This is a genomic window from Pseudomonas sp. AN3A02 (genome assembly GCF_011765255.1).
Lineage (GTDB): Bacteria > Pseudomonadota > Gammaproteobacteria > Pseudomonadales > Pseudomonadaceae > Aquipseudomonas.
The window spans coordinates 341,008-359,281 of record NZ_JAARNI010000002.1; the positions used below are offsets into that span (position 1 = coordinate 341,008).

Annotated in this window: 12 protein-coding genes; 2 read left to right on the plus strand and 10 right to left on the minus strand. The window is 57.7% G+C overall.

Going from position 1 to position 18,274, the window contains the following annotated elements; translation table 11 throughout:
* The first annotated feature begins 66 nt into the window (after positions 1-66).
* Positions 67-3,351: a dermonecrotic toxin domain-containing protein gene (locus HBJ59_RS11295; protein WP_167663597.1), complete on the plus strand. Its 3,285-nt coding sequence runs from the start codon at positions 67-69 to the stop codon at positions 3,349-3,351.
* Positions 3,352-3,437: 86 nt separating this feature from the next.
* Here HBJ59_RS11295 and brnQ read toward each other — a convergent pair whose 3' ends face one another.
* From brnQ to sdhC, 10 genes are all read right to left on the minus strand, one after another.
* Complete coding sequence (gene brnQ / locus HBJ59_RS11300; protein ID WP_167663599.1) at positions 3,438-4,751, minus strand: branched-chain amino acid transport system II carrier protein; 1,314 nt, start codon at positions 4,749-4,751, stop codon at positions 3,438-3,440.
* A 328-nt stretch (positions 4,752-5,079) separates the two neighbouring features.
* Positions 5,080-5,961 carry a succinate--CoA ligase subunit alpha gene (gene sucD, locus HBJ59_RS11305; RefSeq protein ID WP_076015228.1) on the minus strand — a complete coding sequence of 294 codons (882 nt, stop codon included), beginning with the start codon at positions 5,959-5,961 and terminating at the stop codon, positions 5,080-5,082.
* Complete coding sequence (gene sucC / locus HBJ59_RS11310; protein WP_003210567.1) at positions 5,961-7,127, minus strand: ADP-forming succinate--CoA ligase subunit beta; 1,167 nt, start codon at positions 7,125-7,127, stop codon at positions 5,961-5,963. The genes sucD and sucC overlap by 1 nt, the downstream gene beginning before the upstream one ends.
* 214 nt (positions 7,128-7,341) lie before the next feature.
* Positions 7,342-8,778, minus strand: a complete 1,437-nt coding sequence (gene lpdA / locus HBJ59_RS11315; RefSeq protein WP_076015227.1) for a dihydrolipoyl dehydrogenase — start codon at positions 8,776-8,778, stop codon at positions 7,342-7,344.
* 95 nt (positions 8,779-8,873) lie between these two features.
* A complete protein-coding gene (gene odhB / locus HBJ59_RS11320; protein WP_076015226.1) occupies positions 8,874-10,100 on the minus strand; it encodes a 2-oxoglutarate dehydrogenase complex dihydrolipoyllysine-residue succinyltransferase in 1,227 nt (408 codons plus the stop codon).
* Between the two features lie 44 nt (positions 10,101-10,144).
* On the minus strand, positions 10,145-12,976 hold the full coding sequence (locus HBJ59_RS11325; protein WP_167663600.1) for a 2-oxoglutarate dehydrogenase E1 component: 2,832 nt from the start codon (positions 12,974-12,976) through the stop codon (positions 10,145-10,147).
* A gap of 262 nt (positions 12,977-13,238) precedes the next feature.
* On the minus strand, positions 13,239-13,943 hold the full coding sequence (locus HBJ59_RS11330; protein ID WP_076015224.1) for a succinate dehydrogenase iron-sulfur subunit: 705 nt from the start codon (positions 13,941-13,943) through the stop codon (positions 13,239-13,241).
* An 11-nt stretch (positions 13,944-13,954) separates the two neighbouring features.
* Positions 13,955-15,730, minus strand: a complete 1,776-nt coding sequence (gene sdhA, locus HBJ59_RS11335; protein ID WP_076015223.1) for a succinate dehydrogenase flavoprotein subunit — start codon at positions 15,728-15,730, stop codon at positions 13,955-13,957.
* Positions 15,731-15,733: 3 nt separating this feature from the next.
* Entirely contained in the window at positions 15,734-16,102 is a 369-nt protein-coding gene (gene sdhD, locus HBJ59_RS11340) for a succinate dehydrogenase, hydrophobic membrane anchor protein (RefSeq protein ID WP_003210573.1), read from the minus strand.
* On the minus strand, positions 16,096-16,470 hold the full coding sequence (sdhC, locus tag HBJ59_RS11345) for a succinate dehydrogenase, cytochrome b556 subunit (protein WP_008433998.1): 375 nt from the start codon (positions 16,468-16,470) through the stop codon (positions 16,096-16,098). The genes sdhD and sdhC overlap by 7 nt, the downstream gene beginning before the upstream one ends.
* 363 nt (positions 16,471-16,833) lie before the next feature.
* Here sdhC and gltA point away from each other — a divergent pair, with 363 nt between their 5' ends.
* The gene (gltA, locus tag HBJ59_RS11350; RefSeq protein ID WP_003210575.1) at positions 16,834-18,123 is read left to right on the plus strand and encodes a citrate synthase; all 1,290 of its coding nucleotides are present in this window, start codon (positions 16,834-16,836) and stop codon (positions 18,121-18,123) included.
* Positions 18,124-18,274: the final 151 nt, after the last annotated feature.

Sequence of the window (18,274 nt, forward strand, 5' to 3'; positions counted from 1 at the left end):
GGGTACGGAGCTCCGCCATCGCTGGAATAGAAGGGAATGCCATGCTACTTCAGAGATAGAACCACCATGCTCGCCCCCTCCCAGCTCTCCAGTCCGGCATCCACCCCACCCGTTGCCCCGCCGCCCATCAGCAAACCGACGGCGCCCGCTCAGCCGTCATCGCGACCCGTTACGCAGCCTCATCCAGCGGGCTTGAATCACAATGATTTCGTCGCGCCCACTGTGCGCGGCATAGCACCTGTCGTCGCGGATACCAACCGCCCTGCCACAACCACCGTCCAATCCCAATTGATTGACCAGCACACGAAACTGAACAAACAGATCACAGAACTGCTAAGCCACCAAACGACATTCCATCGGTTTATTCAGGCCCAGTTGAAAAAAGCCTTTCCCGAGTTCGAATCAATTGATCCGAATTCAATTCACGTCAAAACCTACCGGCAACAGCCCGAAGGAGACCGCCAAACGCTGTCCCAGGCACTGTTTGACAAGATCATGGAAGTGAACCTGAACGCGCTCACAGGTTCGCCTGACAAAGAAACCGAGGCCGCTTTTTATATCGATGCGCCACACGGTGGTGCTCAGCGCAAGCTCGAACCCCGATGTTCATTGCTCACGATCGCCCGGAACATTGCGACCCGGCTGCCCATCGCACTCAGCAGCTATTGGAAAAAACCACCCTCAGGCCACGGCCTCCAAGCGCCGCGACAAGAGCAGTTGCTGGCCTTGCACCGGCAGATGCTCTCCACCGAGGCGGCGCTCCGCGTTGAGGATGGAACACTTAGCCATCCTGCCAAACAACTGGTCGACGCCGCGTTTCAGTTTCCCACCCTTGCAGCACGCGAAGGTGCATTTGCATCAGGCAGTCGGCCGGGGGTGTACCCCATCAGGATCGATGACAACACCCCCAATGGTGCGCTTTTAGCCGGTTGCTTCCTTATCACCAGTAAAGACGGGTCGTCGGCTGACGCGCCGTACACAGCAACGGACATCCGGACTATCGCGCTCGACGCACCTAACGGACCGGTTGTGCTTTACACCCCCTGCGACGGTTTCGAAGAGTTCGCGACCCCGGCTGATGCCCGTGAAGCTTTGTTACACCGGATCAATGACGATGACGAGAAAGCCAGCGTGCTGCTGAAAAGTTTGCCGCTGTCGGTGCAGCACAGTCGCAATCCACAATGGGGGAATGACTTGATGTTGGGATTCGCTCCCGTATCGGGGGACGTGGTGGCCCAGGCATTGCCGCTGTTGATGAAACGCCAGGCAGACGAGGTCAAGGAAACGCTGCAGTACGCCTTCACCGCCGCGCCTGACCAAGCAGGCACCGGGAACGTGCTCGATCCCGCAATCGTCACGGATATCAATGACGCCGCCGACCTGTCGCTGCACTTTGATGGCAGCAATGCCATGCTCGCACGCAACGAAAAATTAATGGAAAAGCTCCAGCCGCCATGGCTCAAAGAACTGACCCCAGGGCAGGAAGCACACTACCGGGACCTGGAGCAGGCAGAGCAGTCGAGTTTTGCCCGCCTGAAACCGCTGCTGGAGAAGCTTCCCTCCCTGGGACATTTTGCAAAAGAATTGCTGGTTCAGGCACTGAAAGACAAATTACAAAAGCGATACCCGAAGGAGGACATCGACCCCGACAAGCTCATGGTCTGGGTAACGAGAGAAAAAACCGTCCACCTTGGGCTGACTGCGCTTCCTAGTGTCGCTTTGCCTCCTGCCACCGAAATGATATCGCTGACCGATCTGGCCCTCAGGAACACCTCGGCCTGGGACGCTGGCTCTCCACTACTGTCGACCCAGACAACCTGGAAAGCGCACGTGGCCGGTGCAGACGGAAAACGCATAACGCTGGATACGCAGTGGCTTGAGGAACTGATCAAGCCCACCGATGTGGGTGGCAAATACCTGACCTTGCTCGGTGAAAAGCTGGACCCGAGTGCCACATCGGGAGAGGCCGCCGCATTGCGCAGTGCCCGGCAGCAAAACCAACGGGCGAGCCTGGCCAAGGACGCTTTATTGACCTCCCTGGACCCGGAAGCCTATCTGAACAGGCAAAAAAACGCAGAACAGTGGATCAACGCAACGATAGAGCATACAGATCCCACAAAATGGCCCGTTGTGAATGGATCCTCAATCATCTCCCATAGTGTCATCAGGGATGGAAAGCCGATTCAAGGCATGCTGGTCATCAAGCCGATCGACCATCCATCGTTGGTGCTATACAGCCCGGACGCTCCCGACGGACGTGTCTTCAGGGAAATAGTCAGCCAAGGCCAGCTTCACGCTTTGCTGGCCAAGCCCGAGTGGCAAACCTATATGGACCGCCGGGTCTCGCCGGCTGACAAGTACTCGACTCACGACAAACTATTCATACACCCGGTCAGCATGATTCTGAAGCAGCTGGCAGTCGACCATGAAGCCGGTATTGCACTCAAACCGATCAAAGGCTCCCTCGGCGACCATCTCTACGCGCAAAACGTGGCCCTGGTCGCAGCCAAAGCCGGTGCCCAGTTCACCACGAGCACTGAAGTAGCGGCCCAAAGCGCTACCAACCAGTTGGTATTTGCCGGTGAAGTGGCAACGTTAATACTGGACCTGATCCCTGTCACCAAAGGAGTTTCCGCCGTCAACAGGCTCTCCAAAGCCGCCTTAAAAGCCCTGCGCGTTCCCGGCCGAAGCTTGCCTAAACTACTTACCCAGCCGGGCCGATGGGGCGCTGTCTATTCGGACTTTGCCATGGCGGCGTCAGGTTTCCCGCTGCTTCGAAAAACACCGTTGCGCCCGGTGTTCAGGGCGCCAACTGCTTTGCAGAGAGACGTCAAACTGCCTGAAAACTTACTGTCTCCAAGCAGCTCTTCCAATGCCGGCAGTTGGCAATCAACGTCGTCGTCTCAAAAAACACTTCCAGTGTTGGCCAATACCAAAGCTCGTGACCTGAATGCCGAGAAACATCTGGCCGGCGGGGCATTGAACACCAGAGCTCCCCGAGCGGAACTGGTGTCGATCACAAAGCCGGAGGACCTGAACGTTGTATCTAAGCCCAATACCGTCAGCAAGTTCGTCTTCACGCAAGACAAGCAACTGATCGTCGGCAATATCGACAAAGGTGTGCCGCCAAAATGGTTATCCCACCCTGCCATTGCGGAAATCGGCGCTGGCACTGGTCAATCAGAACAGGTGATCAGCGCAGGCTACATAAGGAAAGACCGCATGGGAAAAACCCACCTTTCCAATGTATCTGGACACTATCTACCTAAACAAAGCGATTTGAAGCCTGCCCAGGAATATTTGAAAAACATGGGAGTGGGTTCGACAAAGAGCAAACTCCCGATCCCCTGAAACAGGCAGCTTGTCCTGACACCGCGCATAAAAAAGCCCCGGAGCATTTGTTCCGGGGCTTTTCGATTACGGCAGGACCAGAGGCGTTAAGCGATCGCTTCGCTACGCTTGCCCAGAAGACGGTCAACCACTACCGCAACGACCAGGGTCATCACCGAAGGCACCAGCCACGCCAGGCCCTGCTCGCTCAGCGGCAGGTGAGCCAGTTGCGATGGCATCCAGTCTGCCAGGCCAGCGCCCTTCAGCGCATCAATGCAGCCGAAGATGAACGACACCAGCATCACCGGGCCGACGATCCGGCCCTGCTCCTGCCAGAAGTCCTTACAGAAGCTCAGGGCCACCAGCACGATGCACGGCGGGTAGATCGCGGTCAGTACCGGGATCGAGAAGGCGATCAGCTTGGTCAGGCCCAGATTGGACACAAACAGCGAGAACACCGCCAGGATCACTACGAGGGTCTTGTAGGACAGCGGCAACACACGGCTGAAGTACTCGGCGCAGGCGCAGGTCAGGCCTACAGCGGTCACCAGGCACGCCAGGGAAATCAGCACGGCGAGGAAGCCGCTGCCCAGGGAGCCGAAGGTGTGCTGGACGTAAGCGTGCAGCACGGCGGCGCCATTGGCGGCACCGGCGGCCACTTCATGGCTGCCCGAACCGAGGCGGAACAGGCTGATGTACACCAGGGCCAGGCCCACGCCGGCAATCAGCCCGGCAATGATCGCGTAGCGGGTAATCAGCTTCGGCGACTCAACGCCACGGGAGCGAATCGCGTTGACGATCACGATGCCGAACACCAGGGCGCCGAGGGTATCCATGGTCAGGTAACCATTGATAAAGCCCTGGGAGAACGGTGCCGCGACATATTCAGGGGTAGCGACACCCACGTCACCAGCCGGCAAGGCAAAGGCAGCGATGCCCAATACGGCCAGGGCGATGATCTTCAACGGCGCCAGGAAGCGACCGACGGTATCCAGCAGACGGCCTGGGTACAGGGAGATGAAGAACACCAACAGGAAGTACACCGAGCTGTAGAGGAACAGCGCCAGCGGGCTTTCACCAGTCAGCGGCGCCAGGCCCACTTCAAACGACACGGTCGCGGTTCGCGGGGTGGCGAACAACGGGCCGACGGCCAGGTAGGCAGCCGCTGCCAGCAAGCCACCGGCGATCTTGCCGATTGGGCTGCTCAACGCGTCCATGCCGCCACCGACCTTGGCCAGGGCGACCACGGTGATCACCGGCAAACCGACCGCGGTGATCAGGAAGCCCAGCGCCGCCATCCAGACATGTGGCCCGGACTGCAAACCGACGATAGGCGGGAAGATGATGTTGCCGGCGCCCACGAACAGGGCAAAGGTCATAAAGCCCAACGCCAGGATGTCCTGGCTTTTCAACACTTTCATTTGAGGAAATACCACACTACTGAATCGGAATTTAGAGAGGGCTTCCCTATGGATGAGGGAAATACTGCCGGTCCTGATGGGGACCGACCGGTCTAGCGCGAGGCTTCCTTTTGGGATGCGTACGCATAAAGAGGCGGCTAGCCTAACGAATTTGCCGGTCAAACGCACTGTTGCGGGGCGAACTGTCCGATAAGCGACATTTTTATGTCGCGTTTTTATATTTAAATTTTGAAATGCTCCCACATATTGATCTCCACCAACCTGCAGAATGCACAAAGGCCACCCGAAGGTGGCCTTTGTGTGGTGAAGCGTCAGTTAAGCGCGAGGCTTACTTGACAGCCCAACCAGTCAGCTCGGCCAAAGCCTTGCCGATGTCTGCCAGCGAACGCACGGTTTTAACGCCTGCGTCTTCCAGGGCAGCAAACTTCTCGTCTGCAGTACCCTTGCCGCCAGAGATGATTGCGCCAGCATGGCCCATGCGCTTGCCAGCAGGGGCAGTCACACCAGCGATGTAGGAAACAACCGGCTTGGTCACGTGTGCCTTGATGTAGGCAGCCGCTTCTTCTTCAGCCGAACCGCCGATCTCACCGATCATCACGATCGCTTCGGTCTTTGGGTCTTCCTGGAACAGTTTCAGGATGTCGATGAAGTTCGAACCTGGGATCGGGTCACCGCCGATGCCGACGCAAGTCGACTGACCGAAACCGGCGTCAGTAGTCTGCTTGACAGCTTCGTAGGTCAGGGTGCCGGAACGGGAAACGATACCGACTTTACCTGGCAAGTGAATGTGACCTGGCATGATGCCGATCTTGCATTCGCCTGGAGTGATCACGCCTGGGCAGTTAGGGCCGATCAGGACTACGCCCAGCTCGTCGCACTTAACTTTAGCGTCCAGCATGTCCAGGGTAGGAATGCCTTCGGTGATGCAAACGATCAGCTTGATGCCGCCGAATGCTGCTTCCAGGATGGAGTCCTTGCAGAAAGGAGCTGGAACGTAGATCACGCTGGCGGTGGCGCCAGTGGTAGCTACAGCTTCTTTCACGGTGTTGAACACTGGCAGACCCAGGTGCTCGGTGCCGCCTTTACCAGGAGTAACGCCACCGACCATCTTGGTGCCGTATTCGATGGCTTGCTGGGTGTGGAAACTACCTTGCGAACCGGTAATACCCTGGCAGATAACCTTGGTGTCTTTATTGATCAGGACGCTCATTATTTGCCCTCCGCAGCTTTGACAACTTGTTGAGCAGCGTCGGTCAGGCTGGTAGCAGCGATGATGTTCAAACCGCTTTCTGCCAGTACTTTAGCGCCCAGTTCAGCGTTGTTACCTTCAAGGCGAACAACAACCGGGATTTTAACGCCAACTTCTTTCACTGCACCGATGATGCCTTCGGCAATCATGTCGCAACGAACGATGCCGCCGAAGATGTTGACCAGTACTGCAGCGACGTTGGAGTCGGACAGGATGATCTTGAACGCTTCGGTAACGCGTTCTTTGGTGGCACCACCGCCTACGTCGAGGAAGTTGGCTGGTTTGCCGCCATGCAGGTTGACGATGTCCATGGTACCCATGGCCAGGCCAGCACCGTTGACCATGCAACCGATGTTACCTTCCAGGGCTACGTAGTTCAGTTCGAACTTGGCAGCGTGCGCTTCGCGCGGATCGTCTTGCGACGGATCGTGGAAAGTCTTCAGCTTAGGCTGACGGTACATGGCGTTGGCGTCGATGTTGATCTTGGCGTCGAGGCAATGCAGATCGCCGTCAGCCTTGATCACCAGCGGGTTCACTTCCAGCAGGGCCAGATCGTGATCCTGGAACAGTTTGGCCAGACCTACGAAGATCTTGGCGAACTGGGCAACTTGCTTGCCTTCCAGACCCAACTGGAATGCCAGCTCGCGACCCTGGAATGGCTGAGCGCCAACCAGTGGATCGATAGTGGCTTTCAGAATTTTTTCTGGGGTTTCTTCGGCGATCTTCTCAATGTCCACGCCACCTTCGGTGGAGGCCATGAACACGATGCGACGGCTCGAACGGTCAACGACAGCGCCCAGGTACAGCTCTTTAGCGATATCAGTGCACGATTCAACCAGGATCTTGGTGACTGGCTGGCCATTGGCATCAGTCTGGTAAGTCACCAGACGCTTGCCCAGCCACTGCTGAGCGAAGGCTTTGGCGTCTTCTTTGCTGCGAACCAGCTTAACGCCGCCCGCTTTACCGCGACCACCAGCGTGAACCTGGGCTTTGACAACCCACTCGGTGCCGCCGATTTTGTCGCAAGCTTCTGCTGCTGCTTCCGGGGTGTCTACTGCGTAACCCTTGGATACTGGCAGGCCGTACTCAGCGAACAGCTGCTTACCCTGATACTCGTGAAGATTCATGCTTATTACCGTCTTCGTTAGGTACTGCGCATTCGGCGCTGCGCTCTTTATTGAGTGCCGCGCCACCTGTGACTGCTGCTTGCACAGTCAAACCACCAAAGGCCTGAACCCTGGGTGGTGAAACTGCGCAAGACTGCGTCCAGCGGATATTCCGCGGTGAGTCTTGCGCACAAGGCTCACGACGGGCAACCGCCGTGGTTTCTTATTATCTCGCTTAGCGCTTCTTCTTGTTGGCGATGTGGATGGCGCCGCCATTCACTGCCAACGCGGCTTCGTGCAGCGCTTCAGACAGGGTCGGATGGGAGAAAACCATCATGCCGATGTCTTCGGCGCTGGTGCCGAATTCCATACCGATTGCGCCTTGCTGAACCAGTTCTGCAGCGCTCGGGCCAATCACGTGGACGCCCAATACGCGGTCAGTCTTGGCATCAGCGATGACTTTGACAAAACCACCGGTGTCGTTGGCTGCCATGGCACGTCCAGAAGCGGCAAACGGGAAGGTGCCGACGTTAACTTCAACGCCTTCAGCTTTCAACTGCTGTTCGTTCTTGCCGACCCATGCAATTTCCGGGTGGGTGTAGATAACAGATGGGATCAGGTCGTAGTTCATCTGGGTCTTGTGACCCTTGATGCGCTCGACAACCATGATGCCTTCTTCGGAAGCCTTGTGCGCCAGCATCATGCCGCGAACCACGTCACCAATGGCGTAGACGCCCGGCACGGTGGTAGCGCAGTGATCGTCAACGTGGATGAAACCACGCTCGTCGATGTTCACGCCGCTGTCGGAAGCCAGCAGATCAGTGGTCACTGGACGGCGACCAACGGCTACGATCAGCTTGTCGAAAGTGATGGTTTTTTCGCCATCCTTGTCGGTGTAGGTCACGACGACTTCTTCGCCGTTAACCTTGGAACCGGTAACGCGAGCGCCCAGCTTGATGTCCAGACCTTGTTTGGTCAGGGTTTTCAACGCTTCTTTGGACACTGCGGTGTCGGCAGCCAGCAGGAACGTGTCCAGGGCTTCCAGCACGGTCACTTCGGAACCCAGACGGGACCAGACCGAACCCAGCTCCAGGCCGATCACGCCAGCGCCGATCACGCCCAGACGTTTTGGAACCGATTGGAATTCCAGGGCGCCGGTCGAATCGACGATCACGTTCTGGTCAACTGGAGCCGGTGGAATGTCGATTGGACGCGAACCTGGAGCCAGGATCACGTTCTCGGCTTCGATGACTTCTACCGAACCGTCAGGCTTGGTGATTTCAACTTTCTTGCCGGCCAGCAGTTTGCCGTGGCCTTGCAGGGAAGTAACGCCGTTGGCCTTGAACAGGGTAGCAACGCCGGAAGTCAGGCCTTTAACGATGTTGGCCTTGCGGCCGACCATTGCTGGCACGTCCATGGTCACGCCAGCATGGTTGATGCCGTGGATGGCAAAACCGTCTTGCGCTTCGTGGAATTTCCAGGAGCTGTCCAGCAGCGCCTTGGAAGGAATGCAACCAACGTTCAGGCAAGTACCGCCCAGAGCCAGTTTGCCTTCCTTGTCGGTGTATTTTTCGATGCAAGCAGTCGAGAGGCCCAGTTGTGCGGCCTTGATGGCGGCAACGTAGCCGCCAGGGCCTGCGCCAATCACTACAACGTCAAATTTCTGCGACATGAAAAAAAATCCTCTTTAGCTAAAAGCTTCAAGCCGTGAGCCGCACTCCGGCCTGCCTTGCGGCAGACCGGGTGGTGCGGCGCACCGCCGCTTTATCAGATATCCAGCAGCAGACGAGCCGGGTCTTCCAGCAGGTTCTTGATGGTCACCAGGAAAGTCACGGCTTCTTTACCATCGATCAGGCGGTGATCGTACGACAGCGCCAGGTACATCATCGGGCGGATAACCACTTGGCCGTTGATCGCCATAGGACGCTGCAGAATGTTGTGCATGCCCAGGATCGCAGCTTGTGGCGGGTTGACGATCGGAGTCGACATCATCGAACCGAAAGTACCACCGTTAGTGATAGTGAAGGTACCACCGGTCATCTCGTCGATGGTCAGTTTGCCGTCACGGGCTTTCTTGCCGAAGTTGGCAATGCCGCCTTCGATTTCAGCCAGGCTCATCAGTTCGGCGTTACGCAGAACCGGTACCACCAGGCCACGGTCGCTGGACACGGCAACGCCGACGTCAGCATAACCGTGGTAAACGATGTCGCTGCCGTCGATGGAAGCGTTGACTGCCGGGAAGCGTTTCAGCGCTTCGGTGGCCGCTTTCACGAAGAACGACATGAAGCCCAGGCGCACGCCGTTGTGGGACTTCTCGAACAGGTCTTTGTACTTCGAACGCAGGGCCATGACTTCGGTCATGTCGACTTCGTTGAACGTGGTCAGCATCGCCATGTTCGACTGTGCTTCAACCAGGCGCTTGGCCACGGTGGCACGCACGCGGGTCATCGGTACGCGCTTCTCGGTGCGGTCGCCAGCGGCGAACACAGGAGCAGCGGCAGCCGGGGCAGCCGCCTTGGCAGGCGCGGCAGCTGGAGCGTTTTTCTTGGCTTCAACCGCGGCAACCACGTCTTCCTTGGTCACACGGCCATCTTTGCCGGTGCCTTTGATGGAAGCCAGGTTGATGCCGTTTTCATCAGCCAACTGACGTGCAGCCGGTGCAGCGATTGGATCTTCGCCGCCCGCAGCCGGTGCAGCAGCTGGAGCTGCGGCAGCAGCAGCGGCCGGTGCAGGAGCCGCGGCAGCAGGAGCAGCGCTGCCCTCTTCGATCGAGCCCAGAACCTGGTTCGACAGAACGGTAGCGCCTTCTTCGGCAACGATTGCGCCCAGCACGCCGTCAGCTTCAGCCAACACTTCGAGCACGACCTTGTCGGTTTCGATGTCGACGATCAGGTCGTCACGCTTGACGGCCTCGCCTGGTTTCTTGTGCCAGGTGGCAACGGTGCCATCGGCAACCGATTCCGGGAATGACGGGGCTTTGATTTCGATAGCCATTATCTGTGGGTCCTTAAAATTCGGTTTCAGTCAGCGCGAAGGCGTTAAACAGTGAAAGCATCTTTCAGCAGTTTTTCCTGCTGTTCGGCGTGCATCGACGCATAACCACACGCAGGTGCAGCAGAAGCATCACGACCGGCGTACTCCAGGCCCAGGGCCTGTTTGTGGTTGCCGATGCTGCGACGCAGATGATGCTGACTGCTGTACCAAGCGCCCTGGTTCATCGGTTCTTCCTGACACCACACCGCGTTGGTGAGGTTGGTGTAAGGCGCGATGGCCTCCATCAGGTCGTCTTCCGGGAACGGGTAAAGCTGCTCGATCCGCACGATGGCGATGTCTTCGCGGCCCTCGCTACGGCGTTTTTCCAGCAAGTCGTAGTAAACCTTGCCGCTGCACAGGATCAGGCGAGTGACCTTAGCCGCGTCCAGGGTGTCGATTTCTGAAATAACGGTCTGGAACGAACCATCCGCCAGATCTTCCAGGGTCGAGATGGCCAATTTATGACGCAACAGCGATTTCGGGGTCAGCACTACCAGCGGCTTGCGCAGCGGGCGGATCACCTGGCGACGCAGCAAGTGGTAGATCTGGGCCGGGGTAGTCGGCACGCACACCTGAATGTTGTGCTCGGCACACAATTGCAGGTAACGCTCCAGACGGGCCGAGGAGTGCTCCGGACCCTGACCTTCATAACCGTGTGGCAGCAGCATGGTCAGACCGCACAGACGGCCCCACTTGTGCTCGCCGCTGGTGATGAACTGGTCGATAACCACCTGGGCACCGTTGGCGAAGTCGCCGAACTGGGCTTCCCAGATCACCAGCGCCTGAGGCGTGGTGGTCGAGTAACCGTATTCGAACGCCAGTACGGCTTCTTCGGACAGGAACGAATCGTACAGGTCGAAACGTGGCTGGCCTTCGTACAGGTTCTGCAACGGGATGTAGGTACCCGCGTCTTTCTGGTTGTGCAACACAGCGTGACGGTGCGAGAACGTACCGCGGCCGATGTCCTGGCCGGTCATGCGAATCGGGTGACCTTCGAACGCCAGGGTCGCGTACGCCATGGTTTCAGCGTAGCCCCAGTTGATCGGCAGGCCGCCGGCTTGCATCTTCTGACGGTCTTCGTAGATCTTCGCAACCTGGCGCTGTACGACGAAACCGTCTGGAATTTCCAGCAGCTTGGCCGACAGTTCCTGCAGGGTTTTCAGATCGAACGAGGTGTCGTGACGCGCAGTCCAGGCGTGGCCCAGGTACGGACGCCAGTCGACGAACAGCTCTTTGTTCGGCTCTTTAACCAGGCTTTTTACTACATGCAGACCGTTATCCAGCGCGTTGCGGTATTCATCGATCTTCGCCTGAACACGTGCATCGTCCACCACGCCGGCCTTGATCAGGCTATCGGCATACAGTTCACGGGTGGTGCGCTGCTTGGTGATTTGCTGGTACATCAACGGTTGGGTGCCGCTAGGCTCATCCGCTTCGTTGTGACCGCGACGACGGTAGCAGACCAGGTCGATGACCACGTCACGCTTGAACTGCATGCGGTAATCGATGGCCAACTGGGTCACGAACAACACGGCTTCCGGATCATCACCATTCACATGGAGGATCGGCGCCTGGATCATCTTGGCAACGTCGGTCGCGTACTCGGTAGAGCGTGCGTCCAGTGGGTTGCTGATGGTGAAGCCCACCTGGTTGTTGATGACGATGTGAACCGTACCGCCGGTCTTGAAGCCGCGAGTCTGCGACATCTGGAAGGTTTCCAGGACCACGCCCTGACCGGCGAATGCCGCGTCGCCGTGGATGGAAATCGGCAGGACCTTCTCACCGGTGGAGTCATTACGACGGTCCTGGCGAGCACGTACCGACCCCTCGACCACTGGAGAAACGATTTCCAGGTGGGATGGGTTGAACGCCATGGCCAGGTGAACTTCACCGCCGGTGGTCATTACGTTGGACGAGAAGCCCTGGTGGTATTTAACGTCACCGGAACCCAGCTCGACCTTCTTCTTGCCTTCGAACTCGTCGAACAGCTCGCGCGGGTTCTTGCCGAAGGTGTTGACCAGCACGTTCAAGCGGCCACGGTGGGCCATGCCGATCACGATTTCCTTGGTGCCGTAGGAACCGGAACGCTGGATCAGCTCGTCGAGCATCGGGATCAGGCTTTCGCCGCCTTCCAGGCCGAAACGCTTGGTGCCCGGGTATTTGGTGCCCAGGTATTTTTCCAGGCCTTCCGCTGCTGTGACGCGCTCGAGCAAGTGGCTCTTGACGTCCGCAGACAGCACCGGGCGACCACGCACGCCTTCAAGACGGTGCTGGAACCAGTGGCGCTGCTCGGAATCAGTGATGTGCGTAAATTCGGCACCGATGGTGCGGCAATATGTCTGCTGCAACGCTTCGTGAATTTCGCGTAGGCTCGCTTCCTCTTTGCCGATGAACAGGTCGCCGGCACGGAAGGTCGTATCAAGATCGGCATTGGTCAAGCCGTAATGATTGATCGACAGGTCTGCAGGTGCAGGACGCTGCCACAGCCCCAGCGGGTCAAGCTGGGCTGCCTGGTGGCCACGCATACGGTAGGCCTGGATCAGTCGCAGTACTTCAACTTGCTTCTTCTCGTGCTCACTGCTCACGCTACCGGCAGAAACCGGCTGGGCGCGGCGCTGGTTCTTTGCCAGCAGCACGAACTGATCGCGAATTGTTGCGTGCGATACATCGGTGGCAGCGTTGCCGTCTGAAGACAACGTCTGAAATTTGGTGCGCCATTCTTCTGGCACAGCGTTAGGGTCGTGCAGGTAGAGCTCATAAAGCTCTTCCACATAGGCAGCGTTACCACCTGAAAGATAGCCGCTGTTCCACATGCGCTGCATCACGCTTTCTTGCATGCTTGGTCACCCTCGATTTGGGGACACCACCGGCGAAAACACCGAGTTTGCTTGCAAAAGGCCAAGTGCAGCGACCAAAACAAGCCACTTAGGATCACGCTGATAGTTCGGGTACCAACCCGAATGCCCCTGCTTGTCTCATTTCTTCAAAATAAGAGCCGCGTCTTTGTAAGTCGCTGCTCAAGTTAAAACTACGGCGCCGGTTGAAGCCTGCGCCGTAGCATCTACGGGCACAACGGTCCTGCTTTTACTACAACGTCGGTTACACGCCGCTTTGCAGCAACATGCTACGTACGTGACCAATGGCCTTAGTCGGGTTCAGGCCTTTAGGACATACGTTGACGCAGTTCATGATCCCGCGGCAGCGGAATACGCTGAACGGGTCATCCAGTGAAGCCAGACGCTCGGCAGTCTTGGTATCACGGCTGTCTGCCAGGAAGCGGTACGCTTGCAGCAGGGCAGCTGGGCCCAGGAACTTGTCGGGGTTCCACCAGAAGGACGGGCAGGAAGTCGAGCAGCAAGCGCACAGGATGCACTCGTACAGACCGTCCAGCTTCTCGCGCTCTTCCGGAGTCTGAAGACGCTCGATGGCCGGAGCCGGAGTGTCGTTCAGCAGGAATGGCTTAACCTTTTCGTATTGCTTGTAGAAGATGCTCATATCGACGACCAGGTCACGGATAACCGGCAAACCTGGCAGTGGACGAACGATCAGCTTGTTGCCTTTAACCACGGCAGACAGCGGCGTGATGCACGCCAGGCCGTTTTTGCCGTTGATGTTCATGCCGTCGGAACCGCAGACACCTTCACGGCAAGAGCGACGATAGGAGAAACCTTCGTCCTGCTCTTTAACCAAGGCCAGTACGTCCAGCACCATCAGGTCTTTACCACCGGTATTGACCTGGAATTCCTGCATGAACGGCGCGGCGTCCTGATCAGGGTTGTAGCGATAAACACTGACTTTCAACATATCGGCCACCCTTAATAAGTCCGAATCATTGGTTCAAACGTAGGGACTGTTTTTGGCGAGAAGTTCACGGCACGCTTAGCTACGCGCTTGTCACCCGGGAAGTACAGGGTGTGGCACAGCCAGTTAACGTCGTCGCGCTCTTCGAAGTCTTCACGGGCGTGAGCGCCGCGGGACTCTTTGCGAACTTCTGCAGCGATGGCAGTTGCTTCAGCCACTTCCAGCAGGTTTTGCAGCTCAAGGGCTTCGATACGAGCGGTGTTGAACGCCTGGCTCTTATCGTTGATCTTGACGTTGGCGATGCGCTTACGCAGGTCAGCCAACTGGGCAATACCTTTCTGCATGTATTCGCCGGTACGGAACACACCGAAGTAGTTCTGCATGCAGCTTTGCAGCTCTTTGCGCAGGGAAGCAACGTCTTCGCCGTCGGTACGCGAGTTCAGGCCATCCAGACGCGCCAGGGCAGCGTCGATGTCGGACTGGCGTGGACGAGCGTAATCAACGCCTTCCTTCAGGGTCTGCTCCAGGAACAGGCCGGCGGCGCGACCGAATACCACCAGGTCGAGCAACGAGTTGCCGCCCAGACGGTTGGCACCGTGAACCGATACGCAAGCCACTTCACCTACCGCGAACAGACCAGGGATGATCTGGTCAACGCCGTCGGCGTCCTGGGTGATCGCCTGGCCATGAATGTTGGTGGCAACGCCGCCCATCATATAGTGGCAAGTTGGAACAACCGGGATCGGCGCAACAGCCGGGTCAACGTGGGCAAAGGTCTTGGACAGCTCCATGATGCCTGGCAGACGACTGTGCAGAACTTCTTCACCGAGGTGATCGAGTTTCAGCATTACGTGGTCGCCATCAGGACCACAGCCGTTACCGGCGATGATCTCTTTAACCATGGAACGGGCTACAACGTCACGACCGGCAAGGTCTTTGGCGTTCGGAGCATAACGCTCCATGAAACGCTCGCCGTTCTTGTTGATCAGGTAACCACCTTCACCACGGCAACCTTCTGTAACCAGTACACCGGCGCCGGCGATGCCGGTCGGGTGGAACTGCCACATTTCGATGTCTTGTACCGGGACGCCTGCACGCAGGGCCATGCCGATACCGTCACCGGTGTTGATCAGGGCGTTGGTAGTGGACGAGTAGATACGACCTGCACCGCCGGTGGCCAATACGGTGGCGTTAGCCCGCACGTAAGAGGTTTCGCCGGTTTCGATGCAGATAACGATCATGCCTACAAAGGCACCGTCTTCGTTCTTCACCAGGTCGACGCCGTAGTATTCGTTGAGGAATACGGTGCCGGCCTTCAGGTTGGCCTGGTACAGGGTGTGCAACAGCGCGTGACCGGTACGGTCGGCTGCGGCGCAGGTACGAGCGGCCTGGCCACCCTTACCGAAGTCTTTGGACTGACCGCCGAACGGACGCTGGTAGATGCGGCCCTGTTCGGTACGGGAGAACGGCAGACCCATGTGTTCCAGCTCGAAGACCGCTTCCGGGCCGACGGAGCACATGTATTCGATAGCGTCTTGGTCACCGATATAGTCGGAACCCTTGACGGTATCGTACATGTGCCAGCGCCAGTCATCGTTTGGATCGGCGGAGGCGATGGCGCAAGTGATGCCACCCTGGGCCGAAACGGTGTGGGAACGGGTCGGGAACACCTTGGTGATCACGGCAGTCTTGTGACCGCCCTGGGCCAGTTGCAGCGCAGCGCGCATGCCGGCACCGCCGCCGCCAATGATGATGGCGTCGAATGAAAGCGTATTAACTGTGTTAGCCATGAATCAGATACCCCAAAGAATCTGCACACCCCAGACGAAGTAAGCGAACATCGCAACGCCGCATACTGCCTGGAAGAGAAACCGTACTGCTGTCGCGGACTTGCCCAGCGCCATTGGCGTCAGGTAGTCGGTCGCGATGGTCCACATGCCAACCCAGGCGTGAGCGCCCAGGGCTACAAGGGCCAGCAGACTGAAGATGCGCATCCCGTTGTGAGCGAACAGGCCGTGCCATTGGGCGTAGCCAATGCCAGGGTTCGCCGCGAGGTACCCGATCAGGAAGATGAAATAAGCCGCGAGAACAACCGCAGACACACGTTGCGCCATCCAGTCATAGAGGCCCGAACGCGACAGGTTCGTAACGCTGGTTACCATATCCAAACTCCCGCCAGAACGATCAGCACCACGGAAATGGCGATGACGATTTTCGAGCCCAGCTTGCCGCCTTCCAGCGTCTCACCGATACCCATGTCCATGATCAAGTGGCGAATACCGGCCACAAGGTGATAAAGCAGAGCGGACAGGAGGCCCCAGGCGACGAATTTGGCCAGCGGACTGGTCAAGCATGCCTTCACCTCGGCGTACCCTTCTTCCGAACCCAGGGATTTGCTCAATGCATAAAGCATGATGCCCAGGCCAAGAAACAGGATGATGCCGGATACACGGTGCAGGAATGACGTTACGCCGGTGATGGGGAGTTTGATGGTCCTTAGGTCTAGGTTTACAGGTCGTTGGCTATTCACGGCTTTTTTTCACACTGAAGAGCCCCTAACAATCAGGGCAAAGTTGTTGGGGAGTGCACTGGTCAGGTAACCACCACCCAGGGAGTGCGACCCCCATCAAAACGGGCCCAAAAGCCCCTGGCGGTCGGAGGCCGAGTATAGACAGTTAGGCAACTAATGACAACGCGCACTCCTCACCCTAATAGCGCATTGCGCTGGCGGCATAAAAGGCGTAAACGGCAGGTAATTTCGAGGAAAAAGTACGGTTAAAGCCTTCTGGAGCAAGACTTTAGGCAAATTGACATCTGAATTTATCTCACTATAGTGGTGCGGGCCCTGCGTGGGGGGTCTGTCTGATGATTTGAAGCATAAATAGGAGGCCACATGGCTGACAAAAAAGCGCAGTTGATCATCGAGGGCGCAGCCCCCGTCGAGCTGCCCATTTTAACCGGCACCGTTGGTCCCGATGTTATCGACGTACGGGGCCTGACGGCCACGGGCCGTTTTACATTCGACCCAGGCTTCATGTCGACCGCCTCTTGCGAGTCGAAGATCACCTATATCGACGGTGATAACGGTATCTTGCTGCACCGCGGTTACCCGATCGAACAGCTTGCTGAACAGTCGGACTACCTGGAAACCTGCTACCTGCTGCTTAATGGCGAATTGCCAACAGCTGAGCAAAAGGCCCAGTTTGTCAGCACCGTGAAGAACCACACCATGGTTCACGAGCAGTTGAAGACCTTCTTCAACGGCTTCCGTCGCGATGCCCACCCGATGGCCGTCATGTGCGGCGTAGTCGGCGCCCTGTCGGCCTTCTATCACGACTCCCTGGACATCAATAACCCGCAGCATCGCGAAATCTCCGCGATCCGCCTGGTTGCCAAGATGCCTACCCTGGCCGCAATGGTTTACAAGTACTCCATGGGCCAACCCATGATGTACCCGCGCAACGACCTGACGTACGCGGAAAACTTCCTGCACATGATGTTCAACACCCCGTGCGAGATCAAACCGATCAGCCCGGTGCTGGCCGCCGCGATGGACAAGATCTTTATCCTGCACGCCGACCACGAACAGAACGCCTCGACGTCTACCGTGCGCCTGGCGGGCTCTTCGGGTGCCAACCCGTTCGCCTGTATCGCCGCCGGCATCGCCGCACTGTGGGGCCCTGCCCACGGCGGTGCGAACGAAGCCGTATTGACCATGCTCGATGAAATCGGCGATGTCTCGAACATCGACAAGTTCATCGCCAAGGCCAAGGACAAGAACGATCCGTTCAAGTTGATGGGCTTCGGTCACCGGGTCTACAAGAACCGCGACCCGCGCGCCACCGTAATGAAGAAGACCTGCGACGAAGTGCTGAAGGAACTGGGCATCAAGAACGATCCGCAACTCGAACTGGCCATGCGCCTGGAAGAGATCGCCCTGACCGACCCGTACTTCATCGAGCGCTCGCTGTACCCGAACGTCGACTTCTACTCGGGGATCATCCTCAAGGCGATCGGCATTCCAACCAGCATGTTCACCGTGATCTTCGCCCTGGCGCGGACCGTGGGCTGGATCTCCCACTGGAAAGAAATGCTCTCCAGCCCGTACAAGATTGGCCGCCCGCGCCAGCTGTACACCGGCTACGAGTCGCGTGACATCACCAAGCTGGAAGACCGCAAATAAGCATTGTCTTGCGATAACCGCTTAGCTGCACCGAATACGGCCTCCTTATGGAGGCCGTATTTGTTTGTGCCCCATGCACCGCTCTCCCCCATAAAAAATGCCCCGGTCTCTCGACCGGGGCATTTTTGTCAGTGCAACTTATATAGCTATC

Bases quoted from the DNA above. Each gene is read 5' to 3' on its own strand.
- lpdA (WP_076015227.1), bottom strand. From the start codon at position 8,778: ATGTCGCAGAAATTTGACGTTGTAGTGATTGGCGCAGGCCCTGGCGGC.
- brnQ (WP_167663599.1), bottom strand. From the start codon at position 4,751: ATGAAAGTGTTGAAAAGCCAGGACATCCTGGCGTTGGGCTTTATGACC.
- sucC (WP_003210567.1), bottom strand. From the start codon at position 7,127: ATGAATCTTCACGAGTATCAGGGTAAGCAGCTGTTCGCTGAGTACGGC.
- gltA (WP_003210575.1), top strand. From the start codon at position 16,834: ATGGCTGACAAAAAAGCGCAGTTGATCATCGAGGGCGCAGCCCCCGTC.
- odhB (WP_076015226.1), bottom strand. From the start codon at position 10,100: ATGGCTATCGAAATCAAAGCCCCGTCATTCCCGGAATCGGTTGCCGAT.
- sdhD (WP_003210573.1), bottom strand. From the start codon at position 16,102: ATGGTAACCAGCGTTACGAACCTGTCGCGTTCGGGCCTCTATGACTGG.
- sucD (WP_076015228.1), bottom strand. From the start codon at position 5,961: ATGAGCGTCCTGATCAATAAAGACACCAAGGTTATCTGCCAGGGTATT.
- HBJ59_RS11325 (WP_167663600.1), bottom strand. From the start codon at position 12,976: ATGCAAGAAAGCGTGATGCAGCGCATGTGGAACAGCGGCTATCTTTCA.
- HBJ59_RS11330 (WP_076015224.1), bottom strand. From the start codon at position 13,943: ATGTTGAAAGTCAGTGTTTATCGCTACAACCCTGATCAGGACGCCGCG.
- HBJ59_RS11295 (WP_167663597.1), top strand. From the start codon at position 67: ATGCTCGCCCCCTCCCAGCTCTCCAGTCCGGCATCCACCCCACCCGTT.
- sdhA (WP_076015223.1), bottom strand. From the start codon at position 15,730: ATGGCTAACACAGTTAATACGCTTTCATTCGACGCCATCATCATTGGC.